The sequence below is a fragment of the Kluyvera chengduensis genome (assembly GCF_044197065.1).
In the GTDB taxonomy this organism is placed as follows: Bacteria; Pseudomonadota; Gammaproteobacteria; order Enterobacterales; family Enterobacteriaceae; genus Kluyvera; species Kluyvera ascorbata_C.
The window spans coordinates 107,164-126,710 of the sequence record NZ_JBIQOI010000010.1; the positions used below are offsets into that span (position 1 = coordinate 107,164).

Consider the following 19,547-nt stretch of genomic DNA (forward strand, 5'->3'; position numbering starts at 1 on the left):
CGGCATGCGGGATCCATTTGCCCCTGCAATAGACACCTGCCAGACCGCGCAGCTTGCCAACTGGCACTATCGGGGCGGAACGCAATCCGCGCGGCGTTTGATAGGCTTGATGCAGGATAGCGACGGTCGCTGGCAGCGAGTTGAAGCAGGGCAGACGCTCAGCGCGGGCTGGCGAATTAAAGCACTAACATTAGATAGCCTGACCGTGGAGACGGGAGCGGGGTGTGAGCCCCAGCGTTGGCAATGGAAAAGAGAAGGAACGACGAATGATAAAAAGGATAAGCCTGTTCGTACTGACGCTGCTGCTGCCAGCGTTGAGCCCAGCGAAAAACATCACGCTGGTAGTGGACGACGTACCAGTCGTACAGCTGCTTCAGAGTCTCGCTGACCTGGAGCAGAAAAATATGGTGATTTCCCCCGACGTACAGGGAACGCTCTCTCTCCAGCTACGTAACCTGCCGTGGCAGCAGGCGCTACAAACGGTCATCAATAGTATGGCGCTGGCGCTAAGCCAGGAGAATGGCGTCTATTACGTCCACTCACAGCGCTGGCGTGAAGAAAAGCAGGCGCAGGTGCAGCAGGAAAAAGAGAAACGCCAGTTGGCGCTGCCGCTGATGAATCGCAGCCTGGTACTGCGCTATGCTGATGCCAGTGAGCTGGCGAAAGCGGGCGATAAATTGCTGAGCTCGCGCGGCGCGATCACCGTTGATAAGCGTACTAACCGCTTGATTGTCCGCGATGACCGAGAGCATCTTCCGGTATTGGAAGCGTGGGTGAAGGAGATGGACATCCCTGTGGGGCAGGTCGAACTGGCGGCGCATATTGTGACCATCAACGAAACCAGCCTACGAGAATTAGGGGTGAAGTGGAATCTTGCTGATGCTGCGGGTTCTTCTGGTTCCGGACAAATCACGACCTTAAGCAGCGCGCTCTCCGTCCCCGATGCGACGGCGCGTACCGGTTTCAATATCGGAAAAATCAATGGACGCCTGCTTGAGCTTGAACTCTCGGCGCTGGAGCAAAAACAGAAGGTGGATATTATCGCGAGCCCGAGATTGCTGGCCTCGCACCTGCAACCTGCCAGTATCAAACAAGGTAGCGAGATCCCCTACCAGGTCTCCAGCGGTGAAAGCGGGGCGACTTCGGTGGAGTTTAAAGAGGCCGTGCTTGGCATGGAAGTTACCCCCACTGTGCTGCAAAATAATCGCGTTCGCCTGAAGCTGCGCATCAGTGAAAACATGCCCGGCCAGGTGTTACAGCAGGCGGACGGCGAAGTGCTGGCGATTGACAAGCAGGAGATTGAAACCCAGGTTGAGGTCAAAAGCGGTGACACGCTGGCGCTGGGCGGTATTTTTTCGCAGAAGAATAAGAACGCCAGCGATAGCGTCCCGTTGCTGGGTGATATCCCCTTGTTGGGCCATCTTTTTCGTCATGATGGGAAGGACAATGAGCGCCGCGAGCTGGTGGTGTTTATCACCCCGCGTATTATTTCTGTGCAGTAGCGACGGGTAAACGTGCTGATTTGGTGAATAAGGTGTTTCCCAAGTTTGACGTGGGGCCGGATTTAGCATACAAGGAGTACCGATTTGAGCGTCAGTGAATAACATTCCTTCCTCCTGAAGTCTGCTGATTTAATCTGTTGCCAAACCAGCCGGAGTATTGAGATAATTTTCAGTCTGACTCTCGCTCTATTGCATAAGAGGTTTCAGTTCATGTCCAGCGACGCGCGAACGACTGCGGCGCGGATTTATCATTAACGAATAGTCTTAGTAGTACCAAAAAAATGGCAGAGAAACGCAATATCTTTCTGGTTGGGCCTATGGGTGCCGGCAAAAGCACCATTGGGCGCCAGCTGGCTCAACAGCTCAATATGGAATTTTACGATTCTGATCAAGAGATTGAGAAACGAACAGGCGCTGACGTGGGCTGGGTCTTTGATGTCGAAGGCGAAGAAGGTTTCCGTGACCGCGAAGAAAAAATCATCAATGAGTTAACGGAAAAGCAGGGTATTGTTCTGGCAACAGGCGGTGGCTCTGTAAAATCACGTGAAACGCGCAATCGTCTCTCCGCTCGTGGCGTCGTCGTCTATCTGGAAACGACCATTGAAAAGCAGCTAGCACGTACTCAGCGTGATAAAAAGCGCCCGCTGCTGCAGGTCGAAACGCCTCCGCGTGAAGTGCTTGAAGCGCTGGCTGACGAACGTAACCCGCTGTACGAAGAGATTGCGGATGTCACTATCCGTACTGACGATCAGAGCGCAAAAGTTGTCGCTAACCAGATTATCCATATGCTGGAAAGCAACTAATACTGGCCCAGAATAGAACGCCAGCGAATAAAAGTAACTAAGGTGGACGTCGCGTTATGGAGAGGCTTACTGTAACTCTCGGGGAACGTAGTTACCCGATAACCATCGCGGCTGGTTTGTTTAACGATCCAGCTTCCTTCTTACCGCTCAAGTCTGGCGATCAGGTTATGCTGGTCACCAACGAAACGCTGGCACCGCTCTATCTGGACCAGGTCCGGTCTGTGCTTGAACAGGCGGGCGTGAAGGTTGATAGCGTCATTCTGCCAGACGGCGAACAGTATAAAAGCCTGGCCGTCATGGACACCGTCTTTACTGCGCTTTTGCAAAAACCGCACGGTCGCGATACGACTCTCGTTGCTTTAGGCGGCGGCGTTATTGGCGACTTGACCGGTTTTGCTGCGGCTAGCTATCAGCGTGGCGTGCGTTTTATTCAGGTTCCTACCACCTTGCTGTCTCAGGTGGATTCTTCGGTTGGCGGCAAAACCGCGGTCAACCACCCTCTCGGCAAAAACATGATCGGCGCATTCTGGCAGCCAGCCTCCGTGGTGGTTGACCTGAATTGCCTGAAAACGTTGCCGAAACGCGAACTCTCCTCCGGTCTTGCTGAAGTGATCAAATACGGCATCATTCTTGATGCGCCGTTCTTTGACTGGCTGGAAGAAAACATCGATACGCTGATGGCGCTGGATGAAAAAGCGATGGCGTACTGTATTCGTCGTTGTTGTGAGCTGAAAGCGGATGTTGTGGCAGCCGACGAGCGCGAAACCGGGTTACGTGCTTTACTCAATCTTGGGCATACGTTCGGTCATGCGATCGAAGCCGAGATGGGTTACGGCAACTGGCTGCACGGTGAAGCCGTTGCGGCAGGTATGGTGATGGCTGCGCATGCATCAGAACGTCTGGGGCAGTTTGCTGCCGAAGACACGCAGCGTATTATTACGTTGCTCAAGCGTGCAGGCCTGCCGGTTACCGGTCCGCAGGAAATGTCGGCAGAGGCATATCTGCCGCACATGATGCGAGATAAAAAGGTTCTCGCTGGTGAAATGCGGTTAGTGCTGCCGCTGGCCATCGGGAAGAGTGAAGTACGCGGTGGCGTATCTCACGATGTGGTTCTTGGCGCTATTGCTGATACTCAGCAAGCGCAACTATAAGAAAGGTCAAGCCGCGTTCGCGCGGTGTTTTAACTTCAGGTGATATGCAATTGTCGTGGCATAAGCCTTTTAGTGGGGTGTTAAATGGATGAATTTAAACCAGAAGACGAGCTGAAACCCGATCCCAGCGATCGTCGTACTGGTCGCTCTCGTCAGTCTTCCGATCGTGACAGCGAGCCACAGATCAATTTTGATGATGTGGATCTCGATGCTGATGAGCGTCGTCCGTCCCGTAGTCGCAAAGCGCGTGAAGAAGCTGAGCCGGAAGACGAATACTATGAATCTGATGAAGCCGATGAAGGCGATGCAGAGGAAGTGGTAGAGCGCCGCCCGCGTAAACGTAAAGCCGCTGCACCGCGCAAACCTGCTTCCCGTCAGTACATCATGATGGGTCTGGGGGTTGTGGTATTACTGGTGCTGATTGTGGGTATCGGTTCGGCACTGAAAGCGCCGTCTCCTGCTGACCAGAGCGCCTCTTCTGAGAAGAGCATTTCGCTTTCTGGTGATACCAATACCGATCAGGCCAACACGACTCAGCCTGCGCAGGAAAACAACCCGCAGCAGCAACAGGATGTCTCTCTGCCGCCGATTTCCTCTACCCCAACTCAGGGCCAGGAAACGACTGCACCGGACGGACAGCAGCGCGTTGAAGTTCAGGGCGACTTGAATAATGCGCTGACACAGCAGCAGGGCCAGATTGACAACGCCGTTGTTAACTCCACGCTGCCAACTGAACCGGCAACCGTCGCGCCAATCCGCAATGGTTCTCGCCCGGCCGTCACCGCACCGGAAGCGCCTCGTCAGACGGCGACCACACCGCGTCCGGAACGTAAACATGCGGTTATCGAAGCGAAGCCACAGCCAGTGGCAACGGCGAAAACGACCGCGTCGGCGACGCAAACCAAACCTGCTACTGAAGCGAAGCCTGTCGTTACCACGCCGAAGCACACTGAAACTGCAGCGACTGCAGCACCGGTGAAAGCGCCTGTAGCAGCTACCGAAACCGCGAAACCGGCAGCGACCACGACTGTGCCAGCGGCTACGGCTGCCACGGCAGCACCTGCGGCGTCAGCTACGGGCAAATCTGCGGGTGACGTAAACTCGCTGAAAACGGCTTCAGGCTCACATTACACGCTGCAGCTCAGCTCTTCATCTAACTACAACAACCTGAACGGTTGGGCGAAGAAAGAGAATCTGAAAAACTACGTGGTGTATGAAACCTCACGCAACGGTCAGCCGTGGTACGTGCTGGTTAGCGGCATCTACGCATCAAAAGATGATGCGAAGCGTGCTGTCACCTCGCTGCCAGCTGACGTCCAGGCGAAAAACCCATGGGCGAAACCGCTGCATCAGGTACAGACTGACCTGAAATAATCGTTATCAAGATAACCCGAGCCGTACCGTCGTGTGCGGTTCGGGGATAGAAGCGCAGGATGCTGTCGGAGCTTTCTCCACAGCCGGAGAAAGTGTAATTAGTCAGGCCGCATGAAAAAAAATCGCGCTTTTCTGAAATGGGCGGGAGGCAAGTATCCTCTGCTCGACGATATTCGAGATCATCTGCCTGCTGGCGATTGTCTGGTTGAACCCTTTGTTGGTGCTGGATCGGTATTCCTGAATACCGATTTTTCGCGTTATATTCTTGCTGACATTAACAGCGACCTCATCGAACTCTACAAAATAGTCAAAACCCGTTCCGATGAGTACATCGACCGGGCGCGCGCTATGTTTGTGCCTGAGAACAATGACGCTGACCGCTATTACCAACTGCGTGAAGAGTTCAACCGCAGTACCGATCTGTTCCAGCGCGCAGTGCTGTTTTTATATCTCAACCGCCACGGTTATAACGGCCTGTGCCGCTACAATTTGCGCGGCGAGTTTAACGTCCCGTTTGGTCGTTATAAGAAACCTTATTTTCCGGAAGCGGAACTGCGTCACTTCGCCGAGAAGGCGCAGAATGCCGAGTTCTACTGCGAGTCGTATGAAACCTGCATGACGCGTGCGGATGCACGCTCTGTTGTGTATTGCGACCCGCCGTATGCACCGCTCTCGGCGACGGCGAACTTCACGGCGTATCACACCAACAGCTTTAGCCTCGAACAACAGGCGTTTCTGGCGAACAAAGCCGAAGAGCTGGTGGCGAAGCGAATTCCCGTGCTGATTTCAAATCACCGTACGCCGCTGACGCTGGAGTGGTACAAAAATGCGGCGGAAACGTATACCGTAAAGGTTCGACGCAGCATTAGCCGCAACGGCGGCACACGTAAAAAGGTGGACGAACTGCTGGCCCTATACCGCCCGCCTGGAAAAAAACAACGTTAAAAGACCCTAATGGATAGGCTCTGAGGAGATGCGGATGAAACAGTACCTGATTGCCCCTTCAATTTTGTCGGCCGATTTTGCCCGTTTAGGCGAAGATACTGCCCGCGCACTGGCTGCCGGGGCGGATGTGGTTCATTTCGATGTTATGGATAACCATTACGTACCGAACCTGACCATCGGCCCGATGGTGCTGAAAGCGCTACGTAATTACGGTATCACCGCACCCATCGATGTTCACCTGATGGTGAAACCGGTCGACCGTCTGGTGCCTGATTTTGCCGCTGCAGGTGCCAGCATTATCACTTTCCACCCTGAAGCTTCTGAACACGTAGACCGCACGCTGCAGCTGATTAAAGAACACGGCTGTAAAGCGGGCCTGGTGTTCAACCCGGCAACTCCGCTGACCTACCTTGACTACGTAATGGATAAGCTCGACGTCATTCTGCTGATGTCAGTTAACCCAGGCTTCGGCGGCCAATCCTTTATTCCTCATACCCTCGATAAACTGCGCGAAGTGCGCCGTCGCATCGATGAGTCCGGCTATGACATCCGCCTGGAAGTGGACGGTGGTGTGAAGGTAAACAACATTAGTGAAATCGCCGCGGCTGGGGCTGACATGTTTGTTGCCGGCTCGGCGATTTTTGACCAACCAGACTACAAAAAAGTCATTGATGAAATGCGCAGTGAACTGGCAAAGGTAAGTCATGGATAAATTGCAGACCATTCGCGGCGTCGCGTTTGACCTCGATGGCACGCTGGTAGACAGCGCGCCGGGGCTCACCGCCGCCGTTGATAGCGCACTTTACGCGCTTGAGCTTCCAGTTGCAGGTGAAGACAGGGTTGTCACCTGGATTGGTAACGGTGCTGATGTTCTGATGGAACGCGCGCTCAACTGGGCTCGTCAGGAACGGGCGAGCCAGCGTGCCGCTCAGGGTAAACCTTCGGTGGATAGCCACGATATCCCCCAGGACGAGCAGCTTCGCGTGCTGCGTCGCCTGTTCGATCGCTACTACGCCGAGTTCGCCGAAGAGGGCAGCTTCCTGTTCCCTCACGTGGCCGATACCCTGGCTGCGCTGCATGCTAACGGCCTGCCGCTAGCGCTGGTGACCAACAAACCGACGCCGTTTGTGGCCCCGATTCTCGAATCTTTAGGTATCGCCAGCTACTTCACCGTGGTGATTGGCGGCGATGATGTGCAGAACAAGAAGCCGCATCCGGAACCGCTGCTGAAAGTCGCGGAGAAGCTGGCTCAGGCACCGGAAACGCTGCTGTTCGTTGGCGACTCCCGTAACGATATTCAGGCAGCTAAGGCGGCGGGTTTTGTCTCCGTCGGCCTGACCTACGGCTATAACTATGGCGAAGCCATCGCGCTCAGCGAGCCGGATGTTATCTTCGACCACTTTAATGAACTGCTGCCCGCTCTCGGGTTTGCGCACAGTGAACATCAGGAATCAGAACATGACTAAGCCCATCGTATTTAGCGGCGCACAGCCGTCAGGTGAACTGACCATCGGTAACTACATGGGTGCGTTGCGTCAGTGGGTCAACATGCAGGACGACTACCACTGCATCTACTGCATCGTGGATCAGCATGCGATTACCGTCCGCCAGGACCCACAGGCGCTGCGTAAAGCGACGCTGGACACGCTGGCGCTGTATCTGGCCTGCGGTATTGACCCGGAAAAAAGCACCATCTTTGTACAGTCTCACGTGCCGGAACATGCACAGCTGGGCTGGGCGCTGAACTGCTACACCTATTTCGGTGAGCTGAGCCGTATGACCCAGTTCAAAGATAAATCCGCTCGCTACGCGGAAAACATCAACGCCGGTCTGTTTGACTACCCGGTGCTGATGGCGGCAGATATCCTGCTGTATCAAACTAACCAGGTGCCGGTTGGTGAAGACCAGAAGCAGCATTTAGAGCTGAGCCGCGATATCGCCCAGCGCTTTAACGCCATTTATGGTGATGTGTTCAAAGTACCTGAGCCGTTTATTCCTAAGTCCGGCGCGCGCGTGATGTCACTGCTTGAGCCGACGAAGAAGATGTCCAAGTCTGACGATAACCGCAACAACGTGATTGGCCTGCTGGAAGACCCGAAATCCGTGGTTAAGAAGATCAAACGCGCGATGACCGACTCCGAAGAGCCGCCTGTTATTCGTTACGACCTGAAAGAGAAAGCGGGCGTTTCTAACCTGCTGGATATCCTTTCCGGCGTCACCGGCCAGAGCATCCCTGAGTTGGAAAAACACTTTGAAGGCAAGATGTATGGCCACCTGAAGGGTGAAGTGGCAGAAGCCGTTTCCGGTATGCTGACTGAGCTGCAGGAGCGTTATAATCGCTTCCGCAATGACGAAGCATTCCTGCAGAAAATCATGAAAGACGGTGCTGATAAAGCCAGCGCACGTGCTTCACAAACGCTGAAAGCGGTATATGAAGCGATTGGTTTCGTGGCTAAGCCGTAATAGCGGTATTGATAAATAAAAAAACCGGGATATATCCCGGTTTTTTATTATAGGGGTGAATATTATTATTCAGCCTGTGCCGCGTCGCCACAGCCACCAATAATTTTAGAAATGGAAATGGCTGGATGCAGTAAATAGTCGTATGAGCAATTATCTTTTTTGTTCTGGATGGAACCGGTGCAAGCTGTCAGAGTAGACAGCGCCAGCAGTACTGCCGCAGCTTTTAACATGTTTTTCATTTATAATCCCTTTTAATTAAATAATTTTATTTATGCATAATTCCATATGCTTTAATACATGCGTGAATTAAGCCCTTAATATATAAGCTTAAAGTTAAATATTGAGTCAAATTAGTTAGTCGCTTAACTAATTAAAAATAAATTAATTTAATCTAACGATCGGAAATAAATGAAAGAAAACAAAGAGAAGTGCGCTATAAATATCTTATAGCGCATATAAAAAGTTTGAAAATGGATTAATGGTGGGAGAACCAGTTCAGCTTATTACGTAACCCTACCACGCGGCCAACGATAATCAGCGCCGGGCTTGCCATCTGCTCAGCCAGTTCACCAAGCTGCGACAGCTCTCCATCCACCACGCGTTGGTTAATGGCGGTACCGTTTTCGACAATAGCTACCGGCATATCAGCCTGCATACCGTGTTCAATCAGCTTTTGCTGGATGGTGGCGGCCTGGTTCAAACCCATATAAAACACCAGCGTCTGTTTTTCTGCCGCCAGGTTTTCCCAGTCCAGCTCACCGCCGGTTTTCAGGTGTCCGGTGACCAGACGCACGCTCTGGGCGTAGTCGCGGTGGGTCAACGGAATACCCGAGTAGGCAGAACAGCCGGAAGCGGCGGTAATGCCGGGTACAACGGAGAAGGGAATACCTGCATGGCACAGGGTTTCCAGCTCTTCACCACCGCGGCCAAAGATAAACGGATCACCGCCTTTCAGACGCACCACGCGTTTACCCTGCTGAGCTTCGCGCAGCAGGATCTGGTTAATTTCTTCCTGCGGTACGCAGTGGTAGCCAGCACGTTTACCCACGAACACGCGGTCGGCGTCGCGGCGAACCAGATTCATAATGTCGTCGGAGACCAGGCGGTCGTAAACCACCACGTCTGCCTGTTGGATCTGCTGTAGGCCTTTCAGGGTCAGCAGCCCGGCATCACCTGGACCAGCGCCAACCAGCACCACTTCACCGCGATGATCCAGCGGCGCGTTCAGCAGTTGTTCTGTGGTGTCCTCAATGGCCTGCTGATCCTGGTTGGCCAGCGATTGCGCCAGACGATCGTTTTCAAACAGCTTTTCCCAGAAACGGCGACGCTCACCCATGGTGGCGAACTGTTTTTTCACCCGTGAACGTAGCTTTCCTGCATAGGCGGCAACTTGTCCAAGATGCTGCGGCAGCAGCGCTTCTAGCTTCTCGCGCAGCAGGCGTGCCAGTACCGGTGAAGTCCCGCCGGAGGAGACGGCGACCATCAGCGGAGAGCGGTCGATAATTGACGGCATGATAAAGCTCGCCGCTTTTGGTGCGTCGACCACGTTGCAGAAGATACGTCGAGATTCCGCGGCGTCGCTGACCTGCTGGTTCACTGCGTCATCATCGGTCGCGGCAATTGCCAGCCAGCAAGGGTCGAGCAGCGTAGGCTGAAAATCGCCTTGCACCAGCGTCAACATGCCCGCCTCGGCCCAAACGTGGAACTGTGGAACGTAATCCCGCGCGTTTACCGTCAGACGAGCGCCCGCATCCAGCAGCAAACGTGCTTTACGCTCGGCGACATCGCCACCGCCGACCAGCAAACAGTCACGATCGCGCAGTTGGCAAAAGATAGGTAAGTGATCCAAGGGGCAACCTCACGGAATAGATAAATGCGGGGATGAATAATGCGGGTAAGGATAACAGCAGTCATCGTATGGAATATACGAATTTTCCCGCTGTTACCCCTTTAAGGTCATAAGTTTTTGGTATTACTTATGCCTAAAACGATCAGGCTTTCAGCTGCACCTGGCCATCTTTAACGCGAACTTCATAATGTGGAATGGAGTGACTTTCGTCCTCCATGCACAGGCCGTCACGCAGGCGGAAGCGCTGTTTTTTCAGCGGGCTTGCTACCCACAGTTCGCCTTGATGTTCGGCAATCAGGCCGCGAGACAGCACGCTCGACTCGAAAAAGGGGTCGATGTTGCTGATGGCGAAGACCTGGTTGTCGGCATACGGACGGAACACGGCAACCTGCTGGTTGCCCAGCAGCGCGCAGACGCCTGTTGCTGGCAGAATAGCGTCAATCTTGCAGATATTTACCCACTGGCTCATGCGTTTTCCTCCACCAGAGTGACCGGAATACGTTCATACGGTGTAGCAGGGCGGTGCTGGGCACGTTCTGCCACGACCTGGACGTTCGGGTCACGTTGTTCGCTGTTGATAAAGTGTTTGAAGCGTACCTGGGCGGCCGGGTCGTTTACGGTCTCGGTCCATTCGCAGGCGAATGCTTCGCGCAGGCGGGCGATCTCTTCTTCCAGGTGCTGGTTCAGCCCCAATTTGTCGTCGATGATAACGGAACGCAGGTAGTCGATACCGCCTTCCAGGTTATCCAGCCACGGCGCGGTACGCGTCAGCTTATCGGCGGTGCGGATGTAGAACATCATGAAGCGGTCGAGGTATTTCACCAGAGTATCGCGGTCGAGGTCAGCGGCCAGCAGGTCTGCATGGCGTGGCTTCATCCCGCCGTTACCGCAGACGTAAAGGTTCCAGCCTTTCTCGGTGGCGATGATACCGACGTCTTTGCCCTGAGCTTCCGCACATTCACGGGTACAGCCAGAGACACCAAACTTCATCTTGTGCGGCGTACGAATGCCCTTGTAGCGGTTTTCCAGCTCTACGCCGAAGCCTACGCTGTCGCCGACGCCATAACGGCACCAGGTGCTGCCTACGCAGGTTTTCGCCATACGCAGCGCTTTGGCATAGGCATGACCGGTTTCGAAGCCGGCTTCAATCAACTGACGCCAGATTTCTGGCAGGTCATCTTTCTGCGCGCCGAAAAGGCCGATACGCTGGGAACCGGTAATTTTGGTGTACAGGTTGAATTCACGCGCGATACGGCCCACGGCGACCAGACCTTCCGGGGTGATTTCACCGCCCGCAGAACGTGGGATCACGGAGTAGGTACCGTCTTTCTGGATGTTCGCCAGGAAGTTATCGTTAGTGTCCTGCAGCGGCGTGTGCTGTGGCTTCAGGATGTATTCATTCCAGCAGGAGGCCAGCAGAGAACCGACGGTTGGTTTACAAATTTCGCAGCCGTAACCTTTACCGTATTTCGCCAGCAGTTCGTCGAAGGTTTTGATGCCTTCTACGCGGATCAGGTGATACAGCTCCTGACGGGTAAAGGCGAAGTGTTCGCACAGGCTGTGGTTGACTTCGATACCCTGCTTCGCCAGCTCGGCGTTCAGCACCTGAGTCACCAGCGGGATACAGCCACCGCAGCCGGTACCGGCTTTGGTTTCGGCTTTCAGTGCGGCAACGGTGTGGCAGCCTTTGTTGATAGCGGCAATCAGGTCGCCTTTAGAGACGTCAAAGCAGGAACAAATCTGCGCGCTGTCCGGCAGTTTATCGACGCCGATAGACGGTTTACCGCTGCTGGCGTGCGCTGGCAGAATCAGTGAATCCGGGTTTTCTGGCAGTTCGATAGCGTTCAACGCCAGCTGCAGCAGGTTGCCGTAGTCGCTGGTATCACCAACCAATACCGCACCGAGCAGGGTTTTGTTGTCTTCGCTTACGATAAGACGTTTGTAGACTTCTTTGCTTTCGTCGAGATAGACGTAGCTGCGCGCGCCCGGCGTACGGCCGTGCGCATCGCCGATACCGCCGACGTCTACGCCCAGCAGCTTCAGCTTGGCGCTCATATCCGCGCCCTGGAAGGCGTTTGGCGTGCCGAGGATATGATCAACGGCGACCTGCGCCATTTTATAACCCGGTGCGACCAGGCCGTAGACGCGGTTTTTCCAGCTGGCGCATTCGCCGATAGCGTAGATATCCGGGTCAGAGGTCTGGCAGCTGTCGTTAATCAGGATACCGCCGCGCTGGCCGACTTCCAGGCCGCACTGGGTGGCCAGCTTGTCGCGTGGGCGAATACCGGTAGAGAAGACGATGAAGTCGATTTCCAGCTGGCTACCGTCGGCAAAACGCATGGTTTTGCGGCCGTTTTCGCCTTCCTGAACAATCTCTTTGGTGTTTTTGCTGGTGTGAACTTTCACACCCATGCTTTCAATTTTACGCTTGAGCTGTTCGCCGCCCATCTGATCAAGCTGTTCAGCCATCAGCATTGGAGCGAACTCAATGACGTGGGTTTCCACGCCGAGGTTTTTCAGCGCGCCGGCTGCTTCGAGGCCGAGCAGGCCGCCGCCGACTACCGCGCCGCGCTTACTACGGCGGGCACAGGCTTCAATGGCGTTCAGATCTTCAATCGTACGGTAAACGAAGCAGTCCTGAGTTTCAGACCCTTTGATTGGCGGGATCCACGGATAGGAGCCGGTCGCCATGATCAGCTTGTCATAAAAGACGGTACGGCCTGCGCTGGAGTGAATCACCTTCTCTTTACGGTTGATGGTGATGGCGCGTTCACCGACCAGCACCTTCACGCCGTGCTTCTCATAGTAACCTTCACGCACCAGCGACAGCTCTTCTGCCGTGTGGTGGGAGAAGTAGGAGGAGAGGTGTACGCGGTCGTAGGCGATGCGGGGTTCTTCACAGAAGACGGTGATATCGAACTGGCTGGCGTCGGACTTATCGAGAAGATCCTCGATAAAGCGGTGGCCGACCATGCCGTTACCGATAATTGCGAGTCTGACTTTGCTCATTTTTGCCTCGATTTCTATTCTAATACTGCCTACCTTAACGATTCAGCTATTGGGATTATTGATACAAATCAATTTAGCCTTTACCTACCCCTTAATGAGTAGCGTGATGATTTTTAAGTGGTTTTGTAAGTTGCGGAAAATACTCAACTTTATGGTCTGTGTGTTTTTTGAGCAAAAAGAGTGAAAAACCGGCGAAAGGAGAGGGGGAGGTGTTTGTTAGCTTTGAAAGAGGTTTTAGGTATCCTCAGCCCACATCCTGTAGGCCGGATAAGCGAAGCGCATCCGGCGCTCTGTGGCACTTTGCCGGATGGCGCTTCGCTTATCCGGCCTACAACGGAAAGGGAGCGCAGCAGCTTGCCCCTCTTCACACCGAAAAGGGGCGCGGCAGATTAGTGAGAAGCGCTCACCGCATGCTGGCGATGGCGGCTTACAAAGCCCAGAACCAGACACATCACGAACACCACAGCGTACAGACCGTTGGCGGTGGTCAGCGCTGCCAGTGGGCCGCTGTGGGCAACGATAGGCCCGGTGACCACGAAGGTCAGCATGGTGCCAATGGTGCCGCAGGTCAGAACAAAGTTAACCAGTTTTGGTGAGGCGATTTTAGTCTGCAGCGAACCCAGCGTAATGATGGAGGTATAGATAGCGCTGGAGAAGAAGCCCAGAGTCAGAATGAACCAGGCCAGGTGCTGCGGCTCGCCGTGGTTGAACAGGTACATCATCACGGTCGCGATACCGGCCAGAACGGTCAGGATACGCTGCAGGTCGAAGAAGCGCAGAATAAAGCTGAAGGCCCACATACCGAACATATAGGACATCCAGAAATCACTCACCAACTGGCCCGCGTCGTTCAGGCTCATGCCCAGACCTTTGGCGTATTCCGGTACCCAGGAGATGAAGCCCAGCTGACCCAGGATGTAGCACAGCGCAGCGATGGACAGGAACAGCACGCCGATGCCCCATTTCTCTTTCACTACCGGCTGGTCGCTGGTTTGTGCTTTCTTGCCCAGAACCGGGAATTCGCAGCCCAGGGTCAGCACGAAGATAGCGACATAGATGAGGCCGATGCAGGCGTAAACCCAGTACCACTCAATCGTACGCGCCAGCAGCCAGGCGGCGAGCATTGGGAAGATCATCCCGGCCATGCTGAAGAAGGAGTCGGTAAACAGCAGACGCGCGCCGCGCTGACGACCTTCATACATATGGGTGATCAGGAAAGTACCAATGGACATGGTGATACCGCTGACCAGGCCCAGCACGAACATCGCCGCAGAGAATAGCGCCAGGCTATGGCTGGTCATCAGCCCGATAACCGCTAATACCATCAAAATGAAGCCGAAACGCAGCTGAGTTTTCAGCGGGACGATTTCCATCAGCCAGGCATTGAGGAAAATAGAGATCAGGATCCCAGCGTTCAGGAAGGTAAAGGTGTTACTCATGCTGGAAACGGGCAGATTAAAGTAATCGGCGATATTTCCCATCACCATCCCGGTGACGATAACCAACGCACCGGTAAGGGCGTAGGAGAAGAAGCTGATCCATGTGAGCTTGGTACGATTGCTGTTAGTCATGACTGGCCTGTGAATAGTTGTGTAAAGCGCGTTGACTCTGCGCTGAGCGAGCAGATTTTAGACATAGGAGTGATGCATTCATAGTTTTATTACGCAAATGCTCTCTTATTACATTTTTGAGTGTGATCTTGATCACATAATGAAATCTGCACTTTATTACCCTGATCATTATTAACCGTTTCAGTCACGTAAACTTTAGTAAAGCACTGGCCTGAGGGACTATCCCTCTTTAGAATCAAGCCACTTGCTTTCTCTACTGCACCGTTAAAGGAATTCTCATGCTCAAATCAACTCTGGCGGCCATGGCGGCTGTGTTTGCACTCTCTGCGCCCGTGGCTTTAGCAGCAACCAATAATCCCCACGTGCTGCTGACGACTTCGGCGGGCAACATTGAGCTGCAGCTCGACAGCCAGAAAGCGCCGGTCTCCGTTGAAAACTTCCTGAACTACGTTAATAGCGGCTTTTATAACAACACCACGTTCCACCGCGTGATCCCGGGCTTTATGGTTCAGGGCGGCGGCTTTAACGAACAGATGCAGCAGAAGCAGCCGAATCCACCGATCAAAAACGAAGCTGATAACGGCCTGCGTAATACCCGTGGCACTATCGCTATGGCGCGTACTGCTGATAAAGATAGCGCAACCAGCCAGTTCTTTATCAACGTGGCGGACAACGCTTTCCTGGACCACGGCCAGCGTGACTTTGGCTACGCGGTATTTGGTAAAGTTGTGAAGGGGATGGATGTGGCAGACAAAATTGCCCAGGTGCCGACCCACAACGTTGGTCCGTACCAGAACGTCCCTTCCAAACCGATTGTGATCCTGTCGGCGAAAGTCCTGCCGTAATCAGTACGGGGCGGCATCTGGCATGAGGCTGCCGTCCCGTCACTAAAGTTGGTAGAATGGCGGCAGATTGAATGACCGGAGCCGCCATGATCCTGCTGATTGATAACTACGATTCCTTTACCTGGAACCTCTACCAGTATTTCTGTGAGCTCGGTGCCAGCGTGACGGTTAAACGTAATGATGACATCACCCTTGATGACATCGACGCGCTCTCCCCAGACAAAATCGTGATTTCCCCGGGCCCCTGCACACCGGATGAAGCCGGTATCTCCCTTGATGTTATTCGCCGCTATGCGGGTAAAACACCGCTGCTTGGCGTCTGCTTAGGCCATCAGGCTATTGCTCAGGCATTCGGTGCGCGAATTGTTCGTGCCGAAAAAGTGATGCACGGCAAAACCTCGCCGATTACCCATCAGCAGCAGGGCGTGTTCCGCGGCCTGAATAATCCACTTACCGTGACGCGCTACCATTCACTGCTGATCGATCCCGCAACGTTGCCCGACTGCTTTGAAGTGACGGCCCGCAGCGAAACGGGTGAAATTATGGGTATCCGCCACCGTGAATGGGATCTGGAAGGGGTGCAGTTCCACCCGGAAAGCATTCTCAGCGAGCAGGGCCACGCGCTACTGGCAAACTTCCTCACGCGATAGTAGTTGCCATGACGTGATTTTTTATGCATATTTTGTGGATAAATTCTCACAATCATTGCTTCATCGTTTGCAGAAGGGCATGACATGGAAACCAAACAACCTGCTATTACCCGCGCGACCTTCGATCAGGTCATTTTGCCAATCTATGCACCAGCGGAATTTATCCCGGTGAAGGGCAAGGGGAGCCGCGTGTGGGATCAGCAAGGCAAAGAGTACGTTGATTTCGCGGGCGGTATTGCGGTGACCGCGCTGGGCCACTGTCATCCTGCGCTGGTTGATGCGCTGAAAACTCAGGGTGAAACGCTGTGGCACACCAGCAACGTCTTTACCAACGAACCGGCGCTGCGTCTGGGTCAGAAGCTGGTAGATGCGACCTTCGCCGAGCGCGTGGTGTTCATGAACTCCGGGACGGAAGCTAACGAAACCGCCTTTAAGCTGGCGCGCTACTATGCCTCTACCCGTCATAGCCCGTACAAAAGCAAAATCATCGCTTTCCATAATGCCTTCCACGGTCGTTCGCTGTTTACTGTCTCCGTTGGCGGGCAGCCGAAGTACTCCGACGGCTTTGGCCCGAAACCTGCCGATATCGTCCACGTGCCGTTTAACGACCTGCACGCGGTGGAAGCGGTGATTGATGATCATACCTGCGCCATCGTGGTTGAGCCGATTCAGGGCGAAGGCGGCGTACTGGCAGCGACCCCTGAGTTCTTACAGGGCCTGCGCGCGCTGTGCGATAAGCATCAGGCGCTGTTGGTGTTTGATGAAGTGCAAAGCGGCATGGGGCGTACCGGTTCGTTATTTGCCTACATGCACTATGGCGTGACGCCGGACATTCTCACCAGTGCTAAAGCGCTGGGCGGCGGTTTCCCGGTGAGCGCGATGCTGACCACCAATGAGATTGCCAGCGCGTTCCACGTTGGTTCGCACGGTTCTACCTACGGCGGTAACCCGCTGGCCTGCGCCGTTGCGGGCGCCGCGTTCGATATTATCAACACCCAGGAAGTCCTGAACGGCGTGAACGCCAAGCGCGAGCGCTTTGTGCAGCACCTTCAGCATATCAATGCAAAGTACGACGTCTTTAGCGACGTGCGCGGTATGGGCCTGCTGATTGGCGCGGCGCTGAACGAGAAATACAAAGGCCGGGCGCGTGATTTCCTCTACGCCGCGGCGGACGTTGGCGTGATGGTCCTGAATGCCGGGCCGGACGTGATGCGTTTTGCGCCATCGCTGGTGGTGGAAGAAGTGGATATCGACGAAGGGATGCAGCGCTTCGCTCAGGCGGTCGCTAAAATCGTTAGCTAGCCCGCCGTTTTAACCAGCCTCCATGACGGGGGCGCTGTCGCCAGGCCACCGACGAGATGGTGTGCATAGTGCTCAGATGCCCCAGAATACGCTGAAGATGCTGTTCCATGGTGCTTAACGGACCATGGGACAGCGTGTCCGGCGATTCCATAATATTCACCTCACCGCTGCTTCCCGCCTCATCGTACTCCAGACGCTGCTGACAGCGCTGAAGAGCAACTTCGCAGGATTCCAGATACTGCTGCGCGAGATCCGGCGTCAGCATGTTGTGCTCGCGCGCTAGCGTCGTCATGGCGTTGATGTGCTCGACGATAAACTGACTATGGGTGACCCACAGCTTCATATCTTCCAGATAACGCGAGTTAAAGCCAGGCTCCTGCATGGCCTGGTTGAGCGTGTTGTAGAGCGTGTTGTGCGCCTGGTTCACGCGCATCCGCTGATAGGCCAGCTTCGGTGCCTGCGGGTCGGGGCTCAGGATAAGACGAATAGCCTCCTGGTCGGCTTCCAACGCCGCCTGGGCGTTTTGTCGAAGTTGACCGCTCTGCCACTGTGGCCACAGCCAGATCATCCCGCCAAAGGCAATCAGGCAGCCGATGATGGTGTCGATAAAGCGCGCGACGATAAACTGCTCGCCGTTCAGCGTCAGAATTTGCAGGGTATATACCGCGGTGATGGTAAAGCCGACGGTGGCCCAGCCGTAGTGACGACGGATAATCAGGTAGCTCCCCAACGTGACGATCAGCATGCCCGATAACGCTAGCCCTTCTGAGGTGTGGAAGTGCAGGACGACGGCGGCAATCACTAACCCCGCCAGCGTGCCCGCCGCACGATGGAAAATACGCACGCGGGTCGCGCCATAGCCGTTTTGCGTGACCAGCAGCACCGTCATCAGGATCCAGTAAGGCTTCGGCAGATGCAGCGCGGCACCCATCAGGCTGGCGATGCTGAGCATTACGCTGAGTCGAGCGGCATTACGCAGCGCCGGGGATTTCAGCGACAGATAGCTTTTAAGCGCTGCGAATAGCGGTAGACGTCGCTGTTTATCGGCCATCAGGTTGCGCGGGTAGAGCGGTCGCTGAGAGCGTAGCACGCGGGCGATGCGGCTGAAGTGCCATGCGCAAAACTGGCCGACCGGGTTGTCTGGATGCTGGTCGGCGATTTTCTCCAGCGCGCCTATTTGTTTATCCATATTGAAGCGGGTGGGGTAGCGGTGATAGAGAATATCGTCCGCCAGTACCCTCAGGCGCGCCGCAACGGTCTGGGCGTTCCAGCGGATCACCGCTTCGGCGTGGCTGCGTTCAACCAGCTTTTGTACCTCTTCGGGCTGGTGCAGGCTGACAGAGATATGTTCCTGTAAATCGAGCCCCACCTGGAAGGCGCGCAGCAGGCGCTTGTAATCGTTATGCTGGTTAGCCGCAAGCATGTGCAACTGCTGATAGCATTGGGAAATCAGATCCACCACTTTCTGCTGGCGAGTCAGCAACGGCGGCAGCGCGGTGCCCGGGTCGGTATGCTGCGTCAGCAGGCTATATTTCGCTTCACAGTATTCGGCGAGCTGGCGGTAAAGCAAGCTCAGTGATTCCCGCAGCGGCTGTTCGCGCCACATCCAGAACCACCACCAGTTAAATACTCCGTACCACAGCGTACCCAGCGCGTAGAGCAGCAAGGGCTCCCAGATGGGCATATTTCCCGCAAGGCTTAGGGTAAAGATAGACGCGATGAGCGAGGCGGGTAGTAGCCGCCCGTGCAGCGCGCTGATTTCCGCCGTAACGCCCAGCAGCAGCGCCAGCCCGGTGAGAATCAACGGCAAGGGGATGTCGCGCGCCAACAACAGCTGAACGGCAAGACTGCATCCGGCGAACAGACAGCCACCGATAATCAGGCGTTTAAAGAAGCGCTTATGCGGAGTGTCGAGACCGGCGATATTGCAGCAGGCGGGCACCAATGAAAACAGCAAACCCTGCTGGAGATGGCCGAGCAGAAGTCCGATAGCAACCGGCAGACATAACACCAGCGTTTGCCGCAGTGCATAGTTGACTTCCGGGTGGTAAATCAGCCTGCGCCACATAGGGGGAAAAACAAA

General features: G+C 54.7%; 18 protein-coding genes. 12 read left to right on the plus strand and 6 right to left on the minus strand.

Features of this window, described 5'->3' with window-relative positions:
* The first annotated feature begins 4 nt into the window (after positions 1-4).
* From ACH1XZ_RS20035 to trpS, 9 genes are all read left to right on the plus strand, one after another.
* The gene (locus ACH1XZ_RS20035; protein WP_395596914.1) at positions 5-388 is read left to right on the plus strand and encodes a HofP DNA utilization family protein; all 384 of its coding nucleotides are present in this window, start codon (positions 5-7) and stop codon (positions 386-388) included.
* Positions 270-1,502 carry a DNA uptake porin HofQ gene (gene hofQ, locus ACH1XZ_RS20040; RefSeq protein WP_395596915.1) on the plus strand — a complete coding sequence of 411 codons (1,233 nt, stop codon included), beginning with the start codon at positions 270-272 and terminating at the stop codon, positions 1,500-1,502. Before ACH1XZ_RS20035 ends, hofQ begins: the two co-directional genes overlap by 119 nt.
* Positions 1,503-1,783: 281 nt before the next feature.
* A complete protein-coding gene (gene aroK / locus ACH1XZ_RS20045) occupies positions 1,784-2,305 on the plus strand; it encodes a shikimate kinase AroK (protein WP_035892101.1) in 522 nt (173 codons plus the stop codon).
* A gap of 56 nt (positions 2,306-2,361) precedes the next feature.
* Positions 2,362-3,456 carry a 3-dehydroquinate synthase gene (aroB, locus tag ACH1XZ_RS20050; RefSeq protein WP_395596888.1) on the plus strand — a complete coding sequence of 365 codons (1,095 nt, stop codon included), beginning with the start codon at positions 2,362-2,364 and terminating at the stop codon, positions 3,454-3,456.
* A gap of 84 nt (positions 3,457-3,540) precedes the next feature.
* On the plus strand, positions 3,541-4,830 hold the full coding sequence (damX, locus tag ACH1XZ_RS20055) for a cell division protein DamX (protein WP_395596889.1): 1,290 nt from the start codon (positions 3,541-3,543) through the stop codon (positions 4,828-4,830).
* A 111-nt stretch (positions 4,831-4,941) separates the two neighbouring features.
* Positions 4,942-5,775: an adenine-specific DNA-methyltransferase gene (gene dam, locus ACH1XZ_RS20060; protein ID WP_395596890.1), complete on the plus strand. Its 834-nt coding sequence runs from the start codon at positions 4,942-4,944 to the stop codon at positions 5,773-5,775.
* A 34-nt stretch (positions 5,776-5,809) separates the two neighbouring features.
* Positions 5,810-6,487, plus strand: a complete 678-nt coding sequence (gene rpe, locus ACH1XZ_RS20065) for a ribulose-phosphate 3-epimerase (protein WP_185668978.1) — start codon at positions 5,810-5,812, stop codon at positions 6,485-6,487.
* Entirely contained in the window at positions 6,480-7,241 is a 762-nt protein-coding gene (gph, locus tag ACH1XZ_RS20070; RefSeq protein WP_395596891.1) for a phosphoglycolate phosphatase, read from the plus strand. Before rpe ends, gph begins: the two co-directional genes overlap by 8 nt.
* Positions 7,234-8,238: a tryptophan--tRNA ligase gene (trpS, locus tag ACH1XZ_RS20075; protein WP_395596892.1), complete on the plus strand. Its 1,005-nt coding sequence runs from the start codon at positions 7,234-7,236 to the stop codon at positions 8,236-8,238. Before gph ends, trpS begins: the two co-directional genes overlap by 8 nt.
* A 65-nt stretch (positions 8,239-8,303) precedes the next feature.
* On the opposite strand, the gene ACH1XZ_RS20080 is transcribed toward trpS, so the two are convergent.
* The 5 genes from ACH1XZ_RS20080 to tsgA form a co-directional block, all read right to left on the minus strand.
* A complete protein-coding gene (locus ACH1XZ_RS20080) occupies positions 8,304-8,477 on the minus strand; it encodes a DUF4223 family protein (RefSeq protein ID WP_333495588.1) in 174 nt (57 codons plus the stop codon).
* Positions 8,478-8,713: 236 nt separating this feature from the next.
* Positions 8,714-10,087 (minus strand): siroheme synthase CysG, encoded by a 1,374-nt coding sequence (gene cysG / locus ACH1XZ_RS20085; RefSeq protein WP_395596893.1) that lies wholly within the window; start codon positions 10,085-10,087, stop codon positions 8,714-8,716.
* 142 nt (positions 10,088-10,229) lie between these two features.
* Entirely contained in the window at positions 10,230-10,556 is a 327-nt protein-coding gene (nirD, locus tag ACH1XZ_RS20090; protein ID WP_035894394.1) for a nitrite reductase small subunit NirD, read from the minus strand.
* Positions 10,553-13,096 (minus strand): nitrite reductase large subunit NirB, encoded by a 2,544-nt coding sequence (nirB, locus tag ACH1XZ_RS20095; RefSeq protein WP_395596894.1) that lies wholly within the window; start codon positions 13,094-13,096, stop codon positions 10,553-10,555. Before nirB ends, nirD begins: the two co-directional genes overlap by 4 nt.
* Positions 13,097-13,485: 389 nt before the next feature.
* Positions 13,486-14,667 (minus strand): MFS transporter TsgA, encoded by a 1,182-nt coding sequence (tsgA, locus tag ACH1XZ_RS20100; RefSeq protein WP_395596895.1) that lies wholly within the window; start codon positions 14,665-14,667, stop codon positions 13,486-13,488.
* A gap of 278 nt (positions 14,668-14,945) precedes the next feature.
* Here tsgA and ppiA point away from each other — a divergent pair, with 278 nt between their 5' ends.
* The 3 genes from ppiA (at position 14,946) to argD (ending at position 17,464) form a co-directional block, all read left to right on the plus strand.
* A complete protein-coding gene (gene ppiA, locus ACH1XZ_RS20105) occupies positions 14,946-15,512 on the plus strand; it encodes a peptidylprolyl isomerase A (RefSeq protein ID WP_395596896.1) in 567 nt (188 codons plus the stop codon).
* An 86-nt stretch (positions 15,513-15,598) separates the two neighbouring features.
* Entirely contained in the window at positions 15,599-16,162 is a 564-nt protein-coding gene (gene pabA / locus ACH1XZ_RS20110; protein WP_395596916.1) for an aminodeoxychorismate synthase component 2, read from the plus strand.
* An 84-nt stretch (positions 16,163-16,246) separates the two neighbouring features.
* Entirely contained in the window at positions 16,247-17,464 is a 1,218-nt protein-coding gene (gene argD, locus ACH1XZ_RS20115; RefSeq protein ID WP_395596897.1) for a bifunctional acetylornithine/succinyldiaminopimelate transaminase, read from the plus strand.
* Here argD and ACH1XZ_RS20120 read toward each other — a convergent pair.
* A complete protein-coding gene (locus ACH1XZ_RS20120) occupies positions 17,457-19,532 on the minus strand; it encodes a YccS/YhfK family putative transporter (RefSeq protein ID WP_395596898.1) in 2,076 nt (691 codons plus the stop codon). The genes argD and ACH1XZ_RS20120 overlap by 8 nt on opposite strands.
* Between the last annotated feature and the right edge of the window lie 15 nt (positions 19,533-19,547).

Bases quoted from the DNA above. Each gene is read 5' to 3' on its own strand.
- ppiA (WP_395596896.1), top strand. From the start codon at position 14,946: ATGCTCAAATCAACTCTGGCGGCCATGGCGGCTGTGTTTGCACTCTCT.
- rpe (WP_185668978.1), top strand. From the start codon at position 5,810: ATGAAACAGTACCTGATTGCCCCTTCAATTTTGTCGGCCGATTTTGCC.
- damX (WP_395596889.1), top strand. From the start codon at position 3,541: ATGGATGAATTTAAACCAGAAGACGAGCTGAAACCCGATCCCAGCGAT.
- trpS (WP_395596892.1), top strand. From the start codon at position 7,234: ATGACTAAGCCCATCGTATTTAGCGGCGCACAGCCGTCAGGTGAACTG.
- dam (WP_395596890.1), top strand. From the start codon at position 4,942: ATGAAAAAAAATCGCGCTTTTCTGAAATGGGCGGGAGGCAAGTATCCT.
- tsgA (WP_395596895.1), bottom strand. From the start codon at position 14,667: ATGACTAACAGCAATCGTACCAAGCTCACATGGATCAGCTTCTTCTCC.
- argD (WP_395596897.1), top strand. From the start codon at position 16,247: ATGGAAACCAAACAACCTGCTATTACCCGCGCGACCTTCGATCAGGTC.
- aroK (WP_035892101.1), top strand. From the start codon at position 1,784: ATGGCAGAGAAACGCAATATCTTTCTGGTTGGGCCTATGGGTGCCGGC.
- nirB (WP_395596894.1), bottom strand. From the start codon at position 13,096: ATGAGCAAAGTCAGACTCGCAATTATCGGTAACGGCATGGTCGGCCAC.
- ACH1XZ_RS20120 (WP_395596898.1), bottom strand. From the start codon at position 19,532: ATGTGGCGCAGGCTGATTTACCACCCGGAAGTCAACTATGCACTGCGG.
- ACH1XZ_RS20035 (WP_395596914.1), top strand. From the start codon at position 5: ATGCGGGATCCATTTGCCCCTGCAATAGACACCTGCCAGACCGCGCAG.
- nirD (WP_035894394.1), bottom strand. From the start codon at position 10,556: ATGAGCCAGTGGGTAAATATCTGCAAGATTGACGCTATTCTGCCAGCA.
- ACH1XZ_RS20080 (WP_333495588.1), bottom strand. From the start codon at position 8,477: ATGAAAAACATGTTAAAAGCTGCGGCAGTACTGCTGGCGCTGTCTACT.
- aroB (WP_395596888.1), top strand. From the start codon at position 2,362: ATGGAGAGGCTTACTGTAACTCTCGGGGAACGTAGTTACCCGATAACC.
- gph (WP_395596891.1), top strand. From the start codon at position 6,480: ATGGATAAATTGCAGACCATTCGCGGCGTCGCGTTTGACCTCGATGGC.
- pabA (WP_395596916.1), top strand. From the start codon at position 15,599: ATGATCCTGCTGATTGATAACTACGATTCCTTTACCTGGAACCTCTAC.